The organism is Streptomyces sp. DSM 118878, assembly GCF_052936595.1.
This window is the reverse complement of record NZ_CP193622.1, coordinates 6514338-6531863: the sequence shown is the minus strand read 5'-3', so window position 1 is coordinate 6531863 and position 17526 is coordinate 6514338. Positions and strand designations below refer to the sequence as shown.

At 70.4% G+C, this 17526-nt stretch carries 14 protein-coding genes; 4 read left to right on the top strand and 10 right to left on the bottom strand.

The features are described 5' to 3' along the window. Nucleotides 1-43: 43 nt before the first annotated feature. The 5 genes from ACRAKF_RS28965 to ACRAKF_RS28945 form a co-directional block, all read right to left on the bottom strand. On the bottom strand, nt 44-1657 hold the full coding sequence (locus ACRAKF_RS28965) for an alpha/beta fold hydrolase (protein WP_447042227.1): 1614 nt from the start codon (nt 1655-1657) through the stop codon (nt 44-46). Nucleotides 1658-1659: 2 nt separating this feature from the next. Next, the gene (locus ACRAKF_RS28960) at nt 1660-2742 is read right to left on the bottom strand and encodes a serine hydrolase domain-containing protein (protein ID WP_447040477.1); all 1083 of its coding nucleotides are present in this window, start codon (nt 2740-2742) and stop codon (nt 1660-1662) included. A 1073-nt stretch (nt 2743-3815) separates the two neighbouring features. Continuing rightward, nucleotides 3816-5186, bottom strand: coding sequence for a class I SAM-dependent RNA methyltransferase (locus tag ACRAKF_RS28955; RefSeq protein ID WP_447040476.1), 1371 nt, complete (start codon nt 5184-5186; stop codon nt 3816-3818). 231 nt (nt 5187-5417) lie between these two features. After that, entirely contained in the window at nt 5418-7493 is a 2076-nt protein-coding gene (locus tag ACRAKF_RS28950) for an APC family permease (RefSeq protein WP_447040475.1), read from the bottom strand. Beyond that, nucleotides 7435-9834, bottom strand: coding sequence for an MMPL family transporter (locus tag ACRAKF_RS28945; RefSeq protein ID WP_447040474.1), 2400 nt, complete (start codon nt 9832-9834; stop codon nt 7435-7437). The genes ACRAKF_RS28950 and ACRAKF_RS28945 overlap by 59 nt, the downstream gene beginning before the upstream one ends. 204 nt (nt 9835-10038) lie before the next feature. Between ACRAKF_RS28945 and ACRAKF_RS28940 the strand changes: the two genes are divergently transcribed. From ACRAKF_RS28940 to ACRAKF_RS28925, 4 genes are all read left to right on the top strand, one after another. Further along, complete coding sequence (locus ACRAKF_RS28940; protein ID WP_447040473.1) at nt 10039-10398, top strand: ArsR/SmtB family transcription factor; 360 nt, start codon at nt 10039-10041, stop codon at nt 10396-10398. Further along, entirely contained in the window at nt 10398-10637 is a 240-nt protein-coding gene (locus ACRAKF_RS28935; RefSeq protein ID WP_447040472.1) for a hypothetical protein, read from the top strand. The genes ACRAKF_RS28940 and ACRAKF_RS28935 overlap by 1 nt, the downstream gene beginning before the upstream one ends. A gap of 135 nt (nt 10638-10772) precedes the next feature. Beyond that, the gene (locus tag ACRAKF_RS28930; protein ID WP_447040471.1) at nt 10773-11441 is read left to right on the top strand and encodes a potassium channel family protein; all 669 of its coding nucleotides are present in this window, start codon (nt 10773-10775) and stop codon (nt 11439-11441) included. Further along, nucleotides 11441-12118: a potassium channel family protein gene (locus ACRAKF_RS28925; protein ID WP_447040470.1), complete on the top strand. Its 678-nt coding sequence runs from the start codon at nt 11441-11443 to the stop codon at nt 12116-12118. The genes ACRAKF_RS28930 and ACRAKF_RS28925 overlap by 1 nt, the downstream gene beginning before the upstream one ends. Before the next feature lie 77 nt (nt 12119-12195). On the opposite strand, the gene ACRAKF_RS28920 is transcribed toward ACRAKF_RS28925, so the two are convergent. From ACRAKF_RS28920 to ACRAKF_RS28900, 5 genes are all read right to left on the bottom strand, one after another. Beyond that, on the bottom strand, nt 12196-12927 hold the full coding sequence (locus tag ACRAKF_RS28920; RefSeq protein ID WP_447040469.1) for a DUF3159 domain-containing protein: 732 nt from the start codon (nt 12925-12927) through the stop codon (nt 12196-12198). A 3-nt stretch (nt 12928-12930) separates the two neighbouring features. Then, entirely contained in the window at nt 12931-13329 is a 399-nt protein-coding gene (locus ACRAKF_RS28915; protein ID WP_447040468.1) for an OB-fold nucleic acid binding domain-containing protein, read from the bottom strand. A gap of 70 nt (nt 13330-13399) precedes the next feature. After that, nucleotides 13400-14083, bottom strand: coding sequence for a response regulator (locus ACRAKF_RS28910; protein ID WP_447040467.1), 684 nt, complete (start codon nt 14081-14083; stop codon nt 13400-13402). A gap of 44 nt (nt 14084-14127) precedes the next feature. Beyond that, entirely contained in the window at nt 14128-16674 is a 2547-nt protein-coding gene (locus ACRAKF_RS28905; RefSeq protein WP_447040466.1) for an ATP-binding protein, read from the bottom strand. A 152-nt stretch (nt 16675-16826) separates the two neighbouring features. Beyond that, nucleotides 16827-17507, bottom strand: coding sequence for an ABC transporter ATP-binding protein (locus tag ACRAKF_RS28900; protein WP_447040465.1), 681 nt, complete (start codon nt 17505-17507; stop codon nt 16827-16829). Between the last annotated feature and the right edge of the window lie 19 nt (nt 17508-17526).

The following is a 17526-nucleotide window of genomic DNA, read 5'->3' as shown; positions in this document are numbered from 1 at the left end:
CAGGAGGATGCAGCCGCGCCCTTCTTCTGGCCTGCCTGGTTGGCTAGTCGGCCTGCTTGACGCAGGTCTCGTCCTTCTTCGGCAGCTTGCCGGTGGCCAGGTAGGTGTTGACCTTGTTGTCCACGCAGTCGTTGCCGTAGAGCCCGTAGAGGGCGTGTCGGTTGGCGCCCTTGAGGGTGAGCAGTCTGGAGCTCGGCAGCTGCTTGTGCAGGTCGAGGCTGCTGCGGTAGGTGGTGCGGGGGTCGCCGGTGGCGGCGACGATCAGCATCTTGGCGTCACGGCGCACCTGGGTGGGCTGCTCACGGGGCGCATCCAGAAAGGCGCAGGTGCTGATGTTGTTGGCCACCGGGCCCATGATCGGGTGCTCGGCACGGCTGCGCTGGATGTCCTTCCAGTACGTTTCGGGGTCGCGAGGGGCCGGCTTGTCGCCGCAGATGATCGTGGCCTGCACGCCGGAGTTCGGCGATCCGCCGGTCAGGGCGGACTTCAGCGCGGCGGCGAACTCGGGCGACAGTTCAGTAAGCTGTCCCTTCGCCGCCGTGGCAAGTACGGAGACCTGCTCGGCGAACGAGGCCCGCGCTGCGGGGGTGTCGTCCGAGTTCCCCGCGATGAAGAGGAACGGCACCTGGGTGTCGTCGAGTTGGAAGGTACTGGCGCCCGTGCCGACGGACAGCGGGCCGCGCGCGGACGCCGCGACGATGCGGTCGAGGGTGGCGAGCACTGAGGCGCGGGTGCTGCCGAGGCCGTAGGTGGCGTGGCGCTTCGCGGCCCAGGCGGCCCAGTCGGAGAGAGCACGCTCGTTCTCGCGCTCGGAGCCCTTCAGCAGCCGGGGGCCGTAGTCGGCCGGGGCGATCGCCCCGTCGAGGACGAAGCGGTCGTACTTGGCGGGAAACATCTGGGTGTAGACGGTGCCGAGGTAACTGCCGTACGAGTAGCCCAGGTAGGAGATCTTGCGTTCGCCGAGCGCGCCCCTGATGACGTCCATGTCGCGGGCCGTGTTGCGGGTGCTGACGTGCGGCAGGACGGAGCCGCTGGTGGCGCGGCACTTGTCGGCCAGGCCCTTCTTGAAGGCGACCTGGCGCTCGAAACTCGCCCGGCTGAGACCGGCCGAGCGGATGTCGGTGTCGACGGGCCAGCGGCAGTCCAGTGGGGTGCTGCGGCCCACGAAGCGTGGGTCGAAGCCGATGATGTCGTAGCGCGGTCCGGTCTTCTTCATCATTTTGCGCACGTCCGGCGGGGACTGGACGGCGGGGCCGCCAGGGCCGCCGTTGTTGAGCAGGATCGAGCCGATGCGGTGGCGGGTGTCGGTGGCCTTGAGCCGGGATATCGCGACGGTGATTGTACGGCCCCGGGGGTCAGCGTAGTCCAGCGGTACGAGTATGTCGGCGCACTGCACGCCGGCCTTGTCCAGGTCGCGGCCCATCGCGTCGTCGGGGCCCTTGGCGCAACTGCCCCAGCCCGGACGCTGGTTGTAGTAGCGGTCGAGGCCGGTCCCGGTGCTGCTCTTGGCCGTGGCCGAGGTCGTGGCCGTGGTCGTGGTCGTGCTGGTACTCGCGGCCGTGCTCGTGGCCGTGGCCAGGGCGGGAGTCGCGGTGAGGGCGGCGGTGAGGGCGAGGCACGCGGCCGAAGCGCGGCGTACGGTGGTGGTGCTGAGCATGGTCACGCGGTCTTCTCCTGGAACGGGTGGGTGCGGTTGGTGGGGCAGAAGGCGCCGTCCACGACGGCGCGGAAGTCGGCCTCGGCCTTGTCGGTGTCGGGGACCTGGTTGAGGGCGATGGCGATGCTGCGGCCGCCGGGTCCGCTCGCACCGAGCGCGCGGTGTCCGCCGGGCACGGTCCCGCCGTGTCCCCACCACGTGCCGCCGCACTTCACTGGCGACGAGACCAGGCCAAGGCCGTAGCGGGCGCCGGGCCACAGCCGGTCGGGGTCGGCGGGCACGGTGCGCTTCATCTCGGCGAGCCAGCGGGCGGGCACCAGCTTCCCGCCGAACAGCCCCTGGTAGAACCGGTTCACATCGGCCGGGCTGGAGACCAGGGCACCGCCCGCACCGCCGAAGGTCACGTTCCACTCGGTACCGTCGACCTGCCGGCCCGAGCCGCCCGGATCGGGGAAGTAGCTGCGCGAGTGCGCGCCCCGGACGCGAGTGGCATCGCCCGGCCAGTACGTGTCGCGCAGGCCAAGCGGCCCCAGGATCCGCCGCGAGACCTCCGCCTCGATGCCGTGCCCGCTCACCTTCTCGACGATGAGCCCGGCGACGAGGGTGTTGGTGGTCGCGTAGTGCCACTTCTTGGCCGGGCGCTCCATCGTGAGCGCGGTCGCGATCAGCTCACGCGGCTCGAAGTGGCGGTAGCGCCAATCGTTCACGGGTTTGTCGGCGATGGCCTCGACGTAGTCGGGAAGGCCACTGGTGTGCTGGAGCAGCTGCCGAACGGTGATCTTCCGCCCGTCGTAGCCGTTGCCCCGGATCAGCTCCGGCAGATACCGCTCGACCGGAGCGTCCAGCTCGATCCGGCCCTCGGCGGCCAGTTGCACCACCACCGTCACGGTGAACGTCTTGGTGACACTGCCGATGCGCAGTCGGTCGTCGGCGTTCATCGGGCGCCCGGTGTCCCGGTCGGCGACGCCCCGCGCGGCCTTCCAGCGGCCGCACTCGGGGCCGGCCACCTCGGCTGCCGCACCCGCGATCCCGTGCCGGGTGACGAGGGTGTCCAGGGATGCCGTGAGCGCTCCACGTGCCGCCACGTCGCACCCGGCGGGCGCGCTGGGCCCGGGCACCGCAGCCGAGGCGATAGAAGCGTTCGAGGCGTTCGCGCTGGGAACGGCGACCGCCAACACAGCCGATGCCGCGGCCAAAGCCACCGCGTACCGGTTCGGCCGGGCTTTTCTGATGAGGGATTTCTCTGCTCTGAGGCGTGTATGTGTCACACCGTCAGACGCTAGAGTCAGAGCCGCCCCTACTCACTACAGCCCGCACCCCGATCCCCCAAGGAGCCACCTATACCCACAGGGTGGGGTGATCCCCCCCCAACGGGACGGAGCCGTCGGCCTCATGAACTCGTCCCTCGCCCGCGTAGGTGGCGCCCAGTGGCGCCGGTGGCGTGTCGTCCCCGGTGAGCGTCAGGCCACTGCCGGACATGCTGCGGGTCGATGACCAAGCGCCAGGTGCGATCGGAATCGTCGGGGATGACGACCTGCTCGGAGATCTCCATGCCTTGACCGCAACGCGGCCGAGTGACAGGGCGACCGCAACAGCTCGCGCAAACAAGCGGCGCGTTCAAAGTCCAGGTTCACGATGCCCGACGCGATGGACTGACCTGGCCAGGGCGGCGCCGGGATGGTCCGATCACGCTTGGAGCGACAGGCCACCCTCGCCGCCCCCACATTCGCCCGCTGCCCCGCCGACCCAAGCCGCCAGAAGCGCCTCAGGCGTCACCGGCGTGACACCAACCCCGTAGACGCTCCGGGGCCACAGAATCCGCCTACGCAAACGACATCGTTTCGGACCACGTGGACGTCAGAAGACGGCTCCGCCTACCTGTGCCATGTCGTACCGCAGGAGTCGCACCTCAGCGCCACAAACCACGCCTCAAGATCCGGACCAGGTGCGGACCAACTCGGCCCAGTAGCAGGCGCCCGACGCCTTGCCACACCCGCGCAGCCAGGAGGCCGCCTGATCAGCGGGGCAAGGCGCCTGACGGGCCATCAGAACGAGCGTCAAATGAGCGTCACGATGCCTCTGAGAGCGTCATTTCAGCGTCAAGATATCGCCCGTAACGCCCACAGTACACATAACGCACACCGCACGAACCCGCAGGTCAGACGCCCTTTGCGGCAGGCTCAAGGATCGCGACGCACTCCACGTGGTGCGTCATCGGGAACAGGTCGAACGCCCGCAGCGACCGCACCCGGTAGCCGTTCTTCTGGAAGTAGCCCAGGTCGCGGGCGAGGGCCGCCGGGTCGCAGGCCACGTAGGCGATGCGGCGCGGGGCCAGGCTCGCCAGGTGTTTGACCGTCTGCTTGCCCGCGCCCGCGCGCGGCGGGTCCAGGACGATCAGGTCGGCTTCGGTGATGCCCGTGCGCGGGAGGACCGATTCGACCTTGCCCTGCTCGATGCGGACGCGGTCGAAGGCGGCCAGGTTGTGGCGGGCGTCCTCCACCGCGCGCTTGCTGGACTCGATGCCGAGCACCGCGCCCTTCTCGCCGACGCGGTCGGCCAGCGCGCCCGCGAAGAGGCCGACGCCGCAGTAGAGGTCGAGGGCCGTGTCGCCCTTGCGGGGCGTGAGGCCCTGCATCACGGCGAGCATCAGCGTGTCCGCCGCCTTCGGGTGGATCTGCCAGAAGCCGCCGCTGCCGACGCGGTAGGTGCGGCCGTCCGCCCGCTCGCGCACGAAGGCGCGGCCGTGGACGCGGTGCGTTCCGCCGTCCTTCTCGCCGATCCTCATCACGGACACCGGCTTGTCCAGCTCGACGATCGGCAGGCGCGCGCCGGGCTTCGGGGCCAGGATCACCTGGCGGTCCTGCGAACCCGTCGCCGCGATCGCCTCGATCGACTCCATGCCCGACCAGTCGCGCTTCTCGATGCCGAGCTCCGAGACGCCCTCCGCCGCGATCATGCAGTGCTCGATCGGCTCGATCTCGTGCGAGCGGTGGCGGCGAAGCCCCGCGTTGCCGTCCTCGTCCACCGCGTACTGCACGCGCGTACGCCAGGACGGGACCTCTCCGGCAGGGACCTTGTCGCCCTCCGCCGGCATGACCGTGCCGTCCCAGCCGGCCTCCTCGGGGGTCAGCCCCGCCAGGTGCTTCAGCTGCTCGGCGATGACCTCGCCCTTGAGGCGGCGCTGCGCGCCCGGCTTCGCGTGCTGCCAGTCGCAGCCGCCGCAGCGGCCGGGGCCGGCGTAGGGGCAGGGGGCCTCGACGCGGTCCTTGGACGCCGTCAGGATCCGCACCGCGTCCGCGCGGAGGAAGCGGGCCCCCTCCTCGCCCTCCGTCACACGGGCGACGACCTTCTCGCCCGGCAGCGTGTGCCGTACGAAGAGCACCTGGCCCTCGGCGGTACGGGCGATGCAGTGGCCGCCGTGCGCGACGGGGCCGATCTCCACCTCGTACTCCTGGCCGATCAGCGACGTGGCCGCGGGCCGCGCGTCCTCCGCGTTCCCCGCCTGCGTCTTCTTCGGTTCTGCCTGCATGGCGGGTGGCTCCACAACGTAAAAAGGGGTACGGCCGGACAACAGCCCACCAGTCTACGTGGGTGCCGCCCGGCCGCTCGCCATAAGCCTTGCCTAAGCCACGCCAGCGCCATGCCTAAGCAGTGTCGAAGCCGTGCCCGGAGGCGTGCCTGGGAGCCGTGCCCGAAGCCCTGCCCACGGCCGTGCCGCAAGCCCGTGCCGCAAGCCGTGCCCGAAGCCCTGCCCCCGGCCTCAGCCCTTCTTGCTGGTCGGCTCCTTCTTGCTCGTCGGCTCCTTCGTCCGCTTCGGCTTCTCCACCGGGCCCCGGCGCACCGCACCCGGCGCGTTCCACTCCGAGCGCTTGCGGGCCCGCTTCTTCGCGGCCTCGGAGGAGTCGAGCTGGTAGGGGACGGACGTCACCATGACGCCGGGGGTGAAGAGTAGGCGGCCCTTCAGGCGCAGCGCGCTCTGGTTGTGCAGGAGGTGCTCGTACCAGTGGCCCACCACGTACTCCGGGATGACCACGCTGACCACGTCGCGCGGGCTCTCGCGGCGCAGGTTCTTGACGTACTCGATGATCGGCCGGGTGATCTCGCGGTAGGGCGAGTCGAGGACCTTCAGCGGGACCGTGATCCCGCGCCGCTCCCACTCCTCCTTGAGGGCCTTGGTCTCCGCCGGGTCGACGTTGATGCTGAGCGCCTCAAGGGTGTTCGAGCGCATCAGCTTCGCGTACGCGAGGGCGCGCAGCGTCGGGCGGTGGATCTTGGAGACGAGGACGATCGAGTGGACCCGGGACGGGCGCATGCTGTCGTCGTCGGGGGTCTCCGGGGCGGCGATCTCCTCGGCCACACGGTCGTAGTGGCGGCGGATCGCGCTCATCGTCACGTAGAAGATGCACATGCCGAGCAGCGCGACCCAGGCGCCGTGCGTGAACTTGGTGACGAGTACGACGACCAGGACGAGGCCGGTGAAGAACGCGCCGAAGGTGTTGATCGCGCGGGAGCGGATCATGTGGCGGCGCTTGTTCGGGTCCCGCTCGCCCGCCAGGTGGCGGTTCCAGTGCCGGACCATGCCGATCTGGCTGAGCGTGAAGGAGACGAAGACACCGACGATGTAGAGCTGGATGAGGCGGGTCGAGTCCGCGCCGTAGATGACGACCAGCAGGGCCGCGGCTCCGGAGAGGAGCACGATGCCGTTGGAGAAGGCCAGGCGGTCGCCGCGGGTGTGGAGCTGGCGCGGCAGGTAGCGGTCCTGCGCGAGGATCGAGCCGAGCAGCGGGAAGCCGTTGTACGCCGTGTTGGCCGCGAGGAAGAGGACCAGCGCGGTGGCGGCGGCGAGGATCATGAAGAGGAAGCTGCCGTGGCCGAAGACGGCTTCGGCGACCTGGGAGATCACCGGGTTCTGGACGTAGTCGGCGCCGACCGGCACTCCGTTGTGGAAGAGGTCCTTGCCCGGGTACTCCGCCATGCGGACCTTGGTCGTCATGGCGAGCGCGATGATGCCGCAGAACATGGTGACGGCGAGGACGCCCATCAGCGTCAGGGTGCTCGCCGCGTTCTTGCTCTTCGGCTTGCGGAAGGCCGGGACGCCGTTGCTGATCGCCTCGACGCCGGTGAGCGCGGCGCAGCCGGAGGAGAAGGCGCGCAGGAGCAGGAAGACCAGCGCGAAGCCCGCCAGGCCCCCGTGCTCGGGCTTGATCTCGTAGTCGGCGGTCGGCGCCTTCATCGTCTCGTCGAGGACGATGCCCCGGAAGGCGCCCCACACGATCATGATGAAGACGCCGGCCACGAACACGTAGGTCGGGATGGCGAAGAGCTTGCCCGACTCCTTCACGCCGCGCAGGTTCATCACCGTGAGGAGAAGGATCACGGCCGCGGCGCAGAGCACCTTGTGTTCGACCACGAAGGGAACCGCCGAGCCGAGGTTCTCGATGCCGGAGGAGATCGAGACGGCGACGGTCAGGACGTAGTCGACGAGCAGGGCGCTCGCGACGGTGAGGCCGGCCTTGGGGCCGAGGTTGGTGGTGGCGACCTCGTAGTCGCCACCACCGCTCGGGTAGGCGTGCACGTTCTGTCTGTACGACGCGACGACGGTGAACATCAGGACCACGACCGCGACGGCGATCCACGGGCTGAAGTGGTACGCCGAGACGCCCGCGATGGAGAGGACGAGAAGAACCTCTCCCGGCGCATACGCCACGGAGGAGAGCGGGTCGGACGCGAAGACGGGGAGTGCGATGCGCTTCGGCAGGAGCGTTTCTCCGAGCCGATCACTGCGCAGTGCGCGCCCGATGAGAATCCGTTTGGGCACGTCGGTCAGTTTGGACACGCAGAGGATCGTAAGCGGTGGAATGGGTGGCCGCCCACCCACCACCCCCATCTGCTCCGGTGAACCGCTCTGTGCGATCCTGCACCGCCCTCGCCTGTGCGCGGCGGACCGCGCCGGACGGCCACCAGGTGGCGCGGCCGAGCAGGAGCAGCGCGGAGGGCAGGATCATGACACGGATCACGAAGGCGTCGAGCAGGACGGCTGCCGCGAGGACGAAGCCCATCTGCTTCATCTCCAGGATGTGCAGCATCACGAAGCTCGCGAAGACGGTGACCATGACGATCGCGGCGCTGGTGACGACCTTGGCGGAGGACGCGATGCCGCCGAGGACAGCCTCCCTGGTGGGCACGCCGTTCAGGGCGGCCTCACGGATCCGGCTGACCACGAAGACCTGGTAGTCCATCGAGAGCCCGAAGAGGATCACGAAGAGGAAGAGCGGCACCCGGGAGGAGATCCCGCCGAGGGAGACGAAGGAGAGCAGCTCCTCGGCCCAGTCGCCCTGGAAGACGAGGACGAGCAGCCCGAGCGCGGAGGCGGCGGAGAGCAGGTTGAGCCCGACGCCGAGCAGTCCGAGGACGACCGAGCGGAACGCGTACACCGTCATCGCGAAGGTCATCAGGAGCAGGAAGCCGAGGACCAGCGGCAGCTTCTGGTTCTGGTGCTCGATGTAGTCGGTGCCGCGCGGCACCTCGCCGGTGACGGCGGTCTCGACGCCGCCGGACAGCTTGCCGACGGTCGCGGGCAGGTAGTCGTCGCGGAGGTGGGCCAGGGAGGTGGCGGCCTTGTCCGAGTACGTGGGGTGCGGCGCGTTGAGTTCGAGTGTCGTGGTCCTCAGGTCCTCCGAGGAGCGGAGGAGCGGACCACCTGAGGAGTCACCGCCCGAGCCGTCGGCCGCCGAGCGGTCGCCCTCCGGTCCGCCGCGCGCCGAGTGGTCCGAGAAGAGCGGATCGGCCTGCGCCAAGCGGTCGAGCCGGCGGAGGGCCGCCTTGACCTCGTCGGCCCGCGAGGCCTCGGCGCGCACCACGACCTGGTGGCGCATACGCTGCTCGGGGAAGGCGGCGAGCAGCCGGTCGTACCCCTTCATCGCCGGGATCCCGCGCGAGAAGCTGTCGCGGGCGGGGTCCTTGAGCTTCATGTCAAGCGCGGGCAGCGCCAGGCCGAGCAGGACGAGGACCGACAGGCCGAGCGTGAGCGCGGGCCGCTTGCGCGCGGGCGTGAGCAGTGCGTTCCAGAGGCGTCCGGGCTTCTCCTCCGCGTACGGGCGTACCGGCTTGCCCCGTGCCACGCGCTTGGCCGCACGGCGTTCCGTGCGCTTGCCGAGCTTGACGAGCAGCGCGGGCAGCACGGTCACGGAGCTGACCACGGCGACGGCGACGACCAGGATGGTGCCGGTGGCGAGGGAGTCGAAGATGACGTCACCGGCCAGGTAGAGCGCGGCGGTGGAGACGATCACGGCGAGACCCGAGACCACGATCGCGCGGCCGGCCGTCGCGGCGGCGGCCTCGACGAGCGCCTCGGAGGTCAGGCGGCCACCCGCGCGGGCCCGTTCCTCGCGTTCCCGCTTGAGGTAGAAGAGCGTGTAGTCGACGCCCACGGCCATGCCGATCAGCAGGATCATGTTCATCCCGACCCCGGCGTCGGGCAGCAGGTGCGAGGCCGCCATCGCCAGGCCCATCGTCGCCATGATCGAGGTGACGGCGAGCAGCAGCGGTACGCCGACCATGACCACCGAGCCGAAGACCACGGCCAGCGTGATGAGCGTGATGGGCAGGGTGATCGTCTCGGAGAAGGCGAGGTCCTTGCCGCGCTGGTCGTTGACGCCCCTGCTCACGGAGCCCGAGCCGGTCTCCTCGATCACCAGGTCCGGGTGGGCCTTCTTGATCTTCTCGGTCGCGTCCTGCAACGGGATGACGTTCTTCTTGGCGTCCTGGTCGGGGCCGTGCAGCTCCACCTGGACGCGCAGGACCCGTCCGTCGGCGGAGCGCACCGGCGGCGCCACCGACGCGACCTCGGGCAGCGCCTTCATCCGCGCGGTGACGTCCTTCACCGCCTCGCCGGCCGCCGCCTCGTCGAGCCGGCCCGTCTCCGCGCGGATCAGCACCTGCTCGGTGGGCCGCAGTTGGACACCGCCCTCGGCCGCCAGGGCTTCGGCCCGGCCCGCCTCACCGACGCGGTAGTCCTCCGTGGTGGCGCTATTCATGCCGGCGGCGATGCCGCCCCCGAGGCACAGCACCACGAAGGCCAGCCAGCCGATGATCGCCCGCCACGGGTGCAGCGCGCTCCATCGTGCGACGCGCACCGTGACCGATCGTCTGCCCCTGCTCGTCCCGCCCCTTGCCATGCTTCTCCACCCCTCGTCCTTCATTCATCCTTCATGCCATGCCATGTGTAAGAGGACACTGACAGGTGAAGGTTCGAGATGTCAACCATCAGCGGGACCGCTACAGGTGGTGCTACAGGTGGCGCTACAGATGGGGTTTGACAGCCGTTCCCGTCATGCGTAAGTCTTGGCTGACAGGTTTCGGGACCAGCGCGAAGGCGGACCATGGACAGCGAGGAGCTCCTGGCTTTTCTCGCGGCGGTCGGCCACGCCCAGCGCATCCGGATCATCAACGAGCTCTCGTCCGGCCAGCTGTACGTCAGCGAACTGGCCCGGCGGCTCGGGGTATCCCGCCCCCTGCTCTACATGCACCTCGAACGCATGGAGAAGGCGGGCCTCGTCGTCGGCCGCCTGGAACTCTCCGACGACGGCAAGGCGCTCAAGTACTTCGAACTCGCGCCGTTCGACGTGCGTCTGAACGTGGACACGATCACCGCTGCCGCCCGTCAGGCCCAGAAAGCCCGGCCTGACGGGACGGACCGGACCGGTGACGACGAACAGCACTCAGAAAAGGGGACGCCCTAGTGGACGACGTGATCATCCCGGTCGCATTCTTCCTGATACTCGCCGGCGCGATCGTCGCCGTCGCCTACTTCCAGACGCAGCGCAACCGCGAGCGCGACCGGCAGTACGCCGACGCCATGCACGAGTACCGCACGGTCGTCGAACGCGCCAGGTCCGAGCAGGAGGCGACCCGTCTCCAGCTCGTGGAGATCGGCCACCGACTGCGGACCGTCGAGGGACTGCTGCGCAGCGTGGACTGAGGCCGGGACCGACCCGTCCGGCAGGTGCACGGGGGTGCCGTCCGCGGACCGCGCGTGTGTAGCTTGGGCTCCGGTCTGAGACGCTTTTACCGTTCAGCCCGAGCACAGAGTATTGACACAGCCGGAAGGACGGTCGTGCACATCGTCATCATGGGCTGCGGGAGAGTCGGTTCGGCTCTCGCGCAGACCCTGGAACAACAGGGGCATACGGTCGCCGTCGTCGACCAGGACCCCACGGCCTTCCGCCGCCTGGGCTCCGGCTTCGGCGGTCGCCGCGTCACCGGCGTCGGCTTCGACCAGGACACCCTGCGCGAGGCCGGCATCGAGGAGGCGGGCGCCTTCGCCGCCGTCAGCAGCGGCGACAACTCGAACATCATCGCCGCGCGCGTCGCCCGCGAGATGTTCGGCATCGAGAACGTCGCGGCCCGCATCTACGACCCGCGCCGCGCCGAGGTCTACCAGCGCCTCGGCATCCCCACGGTCGCCACGGTCCGCTGGACCGCCGACCAGATGCTGCGCAGGCTGCTCCCCTCCGGGGCCGAGCCGCTCTGGCGCGACCCCACCGGCGGTGTGCAGCTCGCCGAGGTGCACACCTCCCCCGCCTGGATCGGGCACAAGATCAGCCGGCTCCAGGAGGACACCGGCGTACGCGTGGCCTTCCTCACCCGGCTGGGCGAGGCGGTCCTGCCGACCTCGCAGACGGTCCTGCAAGAAGGCGACCTGGTGCACGTGATGATGCGTACCGACCAGGTCGACAAGGTCGAAGCGGCGTTCGCCGAAGGCCCTGAGGAGGGCGGTCACTGATGAGGGTCGCCATTGCCGGAGCCGGCGCGGTGGGCCGTTCCATCGCCGGTGAGCTCCTGGAGAACGGGCACGAGATTCTGCTCATCGACAAGGCGCCGACCGCCATCTCGGTCGAGCGCGTCCCGCAGGCGGAGTGGCTGCTCGCCGACGCCTGCGAGATCACCTCCCTCGACGAGGCCGCGCTCCAGCGCTGCAACGTGGTGATCGCCGCGACCGGCGACGACAAGGTCAACCTCGTCGTCTCGCTGCTCGCCAAGACCGAGTACGGCGTCCCGCGGGTCGTGGCCCGCGTGAACAACCCCAAGAACGAGTGGCTCTTCAACGAGTCCTGGGGCGTCGACGTCGCGGTCTCCACGCCGCGTCTGATGTCCGCACTCGTGGAGGAGGCGGTGAGCGTCGGCGACCTCGTCCGGCTGCTCCGCTTCAGCCACGGCGACGCGAACCTCGTCGAGCTGACGCTGCCGCCCGAGTCGGCCCTCGCGGGCACGCAGGTCGGCGCCGTGCAGTGGCCCGAGGACACCTCGCTCGTCACGATCATCCGCGGTACGCGCGTCCTCGCGCCGACCGCGGACGACTCCCTGGAGGCGGGCGACGAGCTCCTCTTCGTCGCGGCCCAGGCCCGCGAGGAGCAGCTCGAGGACCTGCTCTCCGTGCGCCGCGAGGACGCGGTGGGCTAGCCGCCACGGCCTGTACGTGGATGGGGGGCGCCCGGTGAAGTCACCGGGCGCCCCCCATCTCGTACGGGCAAGGAACCTCAGGCCTCGCGGCGCTCCCGCTTGCGCTCCTCCTCCGCCTTCTCGGCGGCCTCCATCTCGGCGAAGACGTCGATCGGCGGCGGGGCCTTCGCCAGGAAGACCCAGGTGAGGTAGACGGCGAGCAGGAACGGCGGGATCTTCAGGGCGACCAGGACCCAGCCGAACTGCGTCGTGTCACCCCACCAGTACAGCGGGAAGAGGATCGCGCACTTGGCGAGCAGGATGAGGCCCCAGGCATAGCTGGCCTTCGCGTACGCCTTCTTGCGGCCGGGGTTGCGGGTGCGCCAGGAGAGGTTCTCCTTGAAGACCGGGCCGAGGATGAGGCCGATCAGCGGCACGCCCGCGAGGGTCGTGATGATGTAGGCCAGGGCGAGGCCCAGGGTGTAGAGCATGCCCGGCAGGTAGAAGTCCTTGGCGTTGCCGGTCATCATCGCGAAGACCACACCGAAGGCGACCCCGAAGACGCCGCTGAAGGCGTGCTTGACGGTGCCCTTCATGGCCAGGCGGACCACGACGAGCACCACGGACACCGCGAGGGCCGCGATGGCCGACATGTGCAGGTCCTTGTTGATCGTGAAGATGGTCACGAAGAGCAGGCCGGGGACGACCGTCTCCACCATGCCCCGCACGCCGCCGAAGGCCTCGAAGAGCGCTGCTTCGGTCACGGACCTGGAATCCGCGTCCCGGTCGTCGTTCCCATGGTCCTTCGGCTTGTCGTCGAGGGACGTCACCGGCTACTCCCGTCCGAGCGGTCTGAGTTCGTACTTGGGGTTGAACAGCACCCGGCGGCCCCGGCTCATCGAGATCCGGCCGGACGCGATCAGCTTGCGCCCCGGCTCTATTCCCACGATGGAGCGCCTGCCGAGCCACACCACGTCCAGCGCCGCCGAGCCGTCGAACAGCTCGGCCTCCAGCGCGGGGACCCCGGCGCGCGGCCGGAGGGTGACCGTGCGCAAGGTACCAGTAACGGTGACTATCTGGCGGTCGTGGCAGTCGCCGATGCGGACACAGCCCGCGGTCTCGGCGTCCTCCCGCAGCTCCTCCGACTCCAGATCCTCCTGCGAGGAGGACAGCCGGTCGAGCATGCGCCGGAAACGGCCTGCCGGCTTTTCGGAATCTGAGGCAGCACTCATACACAAAGCCTACCGGGGGCCGCTGACACCGGATGAAGCAGTGCGCTCATCTGTGCGTATGCCCGCTCGGTCACTTCTCGAACCGGTATCCCATCCCCGGCTCGGTGATGAAGTGGCGCGGGTGCGCCGGGTCGGCCTCCAGCTTGCGACGGAGCTGCGCCATGTAGACGCGGAGGTAGTTGGTCTCCGTTCCGTAGGAGGGCCCCCACACCTCCTGGAGGAGCTGCTTCTGGCTGACCAGGCGGCCCGTGTTGCGCACCAGGACCTCCAGGAGGTGCCACTCCGTGGGGGTCAGGCGGACGTCGCGGCCGTTCCTGTTGACCTTCTTGGCGGCCAGGTCGACGGAGAAGTCCGCGGTGTCCACGAGGACGTCGTCCTCGCCGGGCCCGGTGGGCTCGGCCCTGCGGACGGCGGCGCGGAGCCGGGCGAGGAGCTCGTCCATGCCGAACGGCTTGGTCACGTAGTCGTCGGCGCCCGCGTCCAGCGCCTCGACCTTCTCGTCGGAGCTGTGCCGTGCGGAGAGGACCAGGATCGGCACCCGCGTCCAGCCGCGCAGGCCCCTGATGACCTCGACGCCGTCCATGTCGGGCAGGCCGAGGTCGAGCACGACCACATCGGGGTGGCGGGCGGCGGCCACCTGGAGGGCCGTGGCGCCGTCGGGGGCCGAGTCCACCTCGTACTTGCGCGCCTTCAGGTTGATCACGAGCGCGCGGACGATCTGCGGCTCGTCGTCGACCACGAGCACCCGGGTCATGCTGGCCTGCCTTTCGGACCTACGGTCGGACTGCTGGTGCGGGGTCACGAGGTGACCTGCGCGGAGAGATCGGGGCGGGCGGGTGGCCGGCCGGCCGCCGCCCGCAGGGTGAGGACCATGGTGAGGCCGCCGCCGGGGGTGTCCTCGGCGGTGAGGGTGCCGCCCATGGCCTCGGCGAAGCCGCGGGCGACGGCCAGGCCGAGGCCCACGCCCGCGCCGCGGGGGGCGTCACCGTACCGCTGGAAGGGGGCGAAGATGCGGTCCTTGGCGATGTCGGGCACCCCGGGGCCGCGGTCCACCACGCGCAGCTCCACCCGCTCGCCGAGGGCGCTGGCGGAGACCTTGACGGGCCGGCCCTCGGGGGCGTACTTGACGGCGTTCTCGACGATGTTCGCCACCGCCCGCTCCAGCAGGCCCTTGTCGACGGCCACCATCGGCAGCGTCTCGGGGACGTCCAGTTCCGCGCTGCCGGCGGGGACGCCGCCGAGCGCCATCGGGACGACCTCGTCCAGGTCGATCTCCCGGATCAGCGGGGTCACGGTGCCGGTCTGGAGGCGCGACATGTCGAGCAGGTTGCCCACGAGGTGCTCCAGGCGGTCGGCGCCGTCCTCGATGCCCGCCAGGAGCTCGGCCTCGTCCTCCTCGGACCACTCGACGTCGTCGGAGCGGAGCGAGGACACCGCCGCCTTGATGCCCGCGAGAGGCGTACGCAGGTCATGGCTGACGGCGGCGAGCAGCGCGGTGCGGATGCGGTTGCCCTCGGCGAGGGCGTGGGCCCGGTCCGCCTCGGACTGCAGGCGCTGGCGGTCCAGGACGACGGCCGCCTGCGCGGCGAACGCGGCGAGGACGCGGCGGTCGGCCGCCGGCAGGACCCGGCCGGTCAGGGCGAGCGCCATGTGGTCGCCGACCGGCACGTCCACGTCGGCGTCCTCGGGGCGGGCGGAGGGGCGGCCCTCGCCCACGCTGCCCGCGCAGGTCCAGGGATCGTTGTCGCCCGCCCGCTCCAGGAGCGCCACGGAGTCCATGGCGAAGGTCTCGCGGACCCGCTCCAGGAGGGCGTCCAGGCTGGTCTCGCCGCGCAGGACGCTGCCCGCGAGGAAGGAGAGTATCTCCGACTCGGCGCGCAGCCGGGCCGCCTGGTGGGTGCGCCGGGCCGCCAGGTCCACGACGGAGGCGACGGCCACGGCGACGCCCACGAAGACGGCGATGGCGACGATGTTCTTGTTGTCGGAGACCGTCCACAGGTGCAGCGGCTGCGTGAAGTAGTAGTTCAGGAGCAGCGAGCCGACCGCCGCGGCCGCGAGCGCGGGGAACAGCCCGCCGAGGAGCGCGGCGGCCACCGTCAGCGTCAGGAAGAGCAGCATGTCGTTGGCGAGGCCGAGGTCGGCGTCGACATGGGTGAGCAGCAGTGTCAGGAGCACCGGCCCCGCGACGCCCACCAGCCAGCCCGAGACGATCCGGGACCTGCCGAGGCGCGCGCCGCGGGCGACGGGCAGGCCGCGGCCCTTGGCGACCTCGCCGTGCGTGACGATGTGCACGTCCAGGTCGGGCCCCGAGTCGCGCGCGACGGTCACGCCGACACCGGGCCCGAAGACGTACTGCCAGGTCTTGCGGCGCGAGGAGCCGAGGACGATCTGGGTGGCGTTGACACCGCGCGCGAAGTCGAGCAGCGCGGACGGTATGTCGTCCCCGATGACGTGGTGGAAGGTGCCGCCCAGGTCCTCGACCAGGGTGCGCTGGACGGCGAGCTCCTTGGGCGACGCGGCCGTCAGGCCGTCGCTGCGGGCGATGTAGACGGCGAGGATCTCGCTGCCGGAGCCCTTGGCGGCCATCCGGGACGCCCGCCTGATCAGCGTACGGCCCTCGGGACCGCCGGTCAGGCCGACGACGATGCGCTCGCGGGCCTGCCAGGTGGAGCGGATGTTGTGCTCGCCCCGGTACTGCTGGAGGTACTCGTCGACGCGGTCGGCGACCCAGAGCAGCGCCAGCTCGCGCAGCGCCGTCAGGTTGCCGGGCCGGAAGTAGTTCGAGAGTGAGGCGTCGATCCGGTCGGGCTTGTAGATGTTGCCGTGCGCCATGCGGCGGCGCAGCGCCTGGGGCGACATGTCGACCAGCTCGATCTGGTCGGCGCGGCGCACCACCTCGTCCGGCACGGTCTCGCGCTGGCGCACCCCGGTGATCGACTCGACGACGTCGCCGAGGGACTCCAGGTGCTGGATGTTGACGGTGGAGACGACATCGATGCCGGCGGCGAGCAGCTCCTCCACGTCCTGCCAGCGCTTGGCGTTGCGCGAGCCCGGGACGTTGGTGTGCGCGAGTTCGTCGACCAGGGCGACGGCGGGAGCACGCTCCAGGACGGCGTCGACGTCCATCTCGGTGAAGACGGTGCCGCGGTACTCCAGGGTGGAGCGTGGCACCTCCTCCAGGCCGTGCAGCATCACCTCGGTGCGCGGCCGGTCGTGGTGCTCCACGAAGCCGACGGCGCAGTCGGTGCCCCGCTCCACACGACGGTGTGCCTCGGAGAGCATCGCGTACGTCTTGCCGACGCCCGGTGCCGCACCGAGGTATATCCGAAGCTTGCCGCGTGCCATGGCCTCATTGTCTTTCTGGAACCGCTGTGTACGCAGGGCCGACCTTACGGCCAGCAAACCCGGCAATGCGGACGGAGGGTCGCCGGAAGGCCACCCTTGACACAACCCTGATACGCCTCGCCCCGCGACGTCCGGTGGCGCGGCGGGGCAGGTCACCGCCGGGCGATGTCGCCGTCGCGCAGTTCCAGGACCCGGTCGGCCAGGTCGAGCAGGGCCGCGTCGTGCGTGGCGACGAGGGCGGTGACGCCCTGGCTGCGCACGACCGCGCGCAGCAGCTCCATCACGGCGTGCCCGGTCTCCGCGTCGAGCTGACCGGTGGGTTCGTCGGCGATCAGCAGGGCGGGTTCGTTGGCGAGGGCGCGGGCGATGGCCACGCGCTGCTGCTGGCCCCCGGAGAGCTCGCCCGGCCGCTGGGCGGCGTGGTCGGTGAGGCCGACGAGGGCGAGGAGCAGGGCGACGCGTTCCTCACGCGCGCGTGGGTCGGCCCTGCGCAGCCGCAGGGGAACGCCGGCGTTCTCGGCGGCGGTGAGCACGGGGATGAGGCCGAAGGACTGGAAGACGAACCCCAGACGGTCACGGCGCAGTTCGAGCAGGCCCCTCTCCCCCAGCGCCGTGAGCTCCACGCCGTCTACGGTGACCTTCCCCCGGTCCGGGGTGTCGAGCCCGCCGACCAGATTGAGCAGCGTCGTCTTGCCGGACCCCGAGCGCCCCTTGAGGGCCACGAGTTCGCCGCGGGGCACCGCGAAGGAGACGCCGCGCAGCGCGTGCACGGCGGCGGCGCCGCTGCCGTAGGTCCGGTGGAGATCCTCGACGACGACCATGGCCCCTGCCATCCGCATCACACCCTGTATT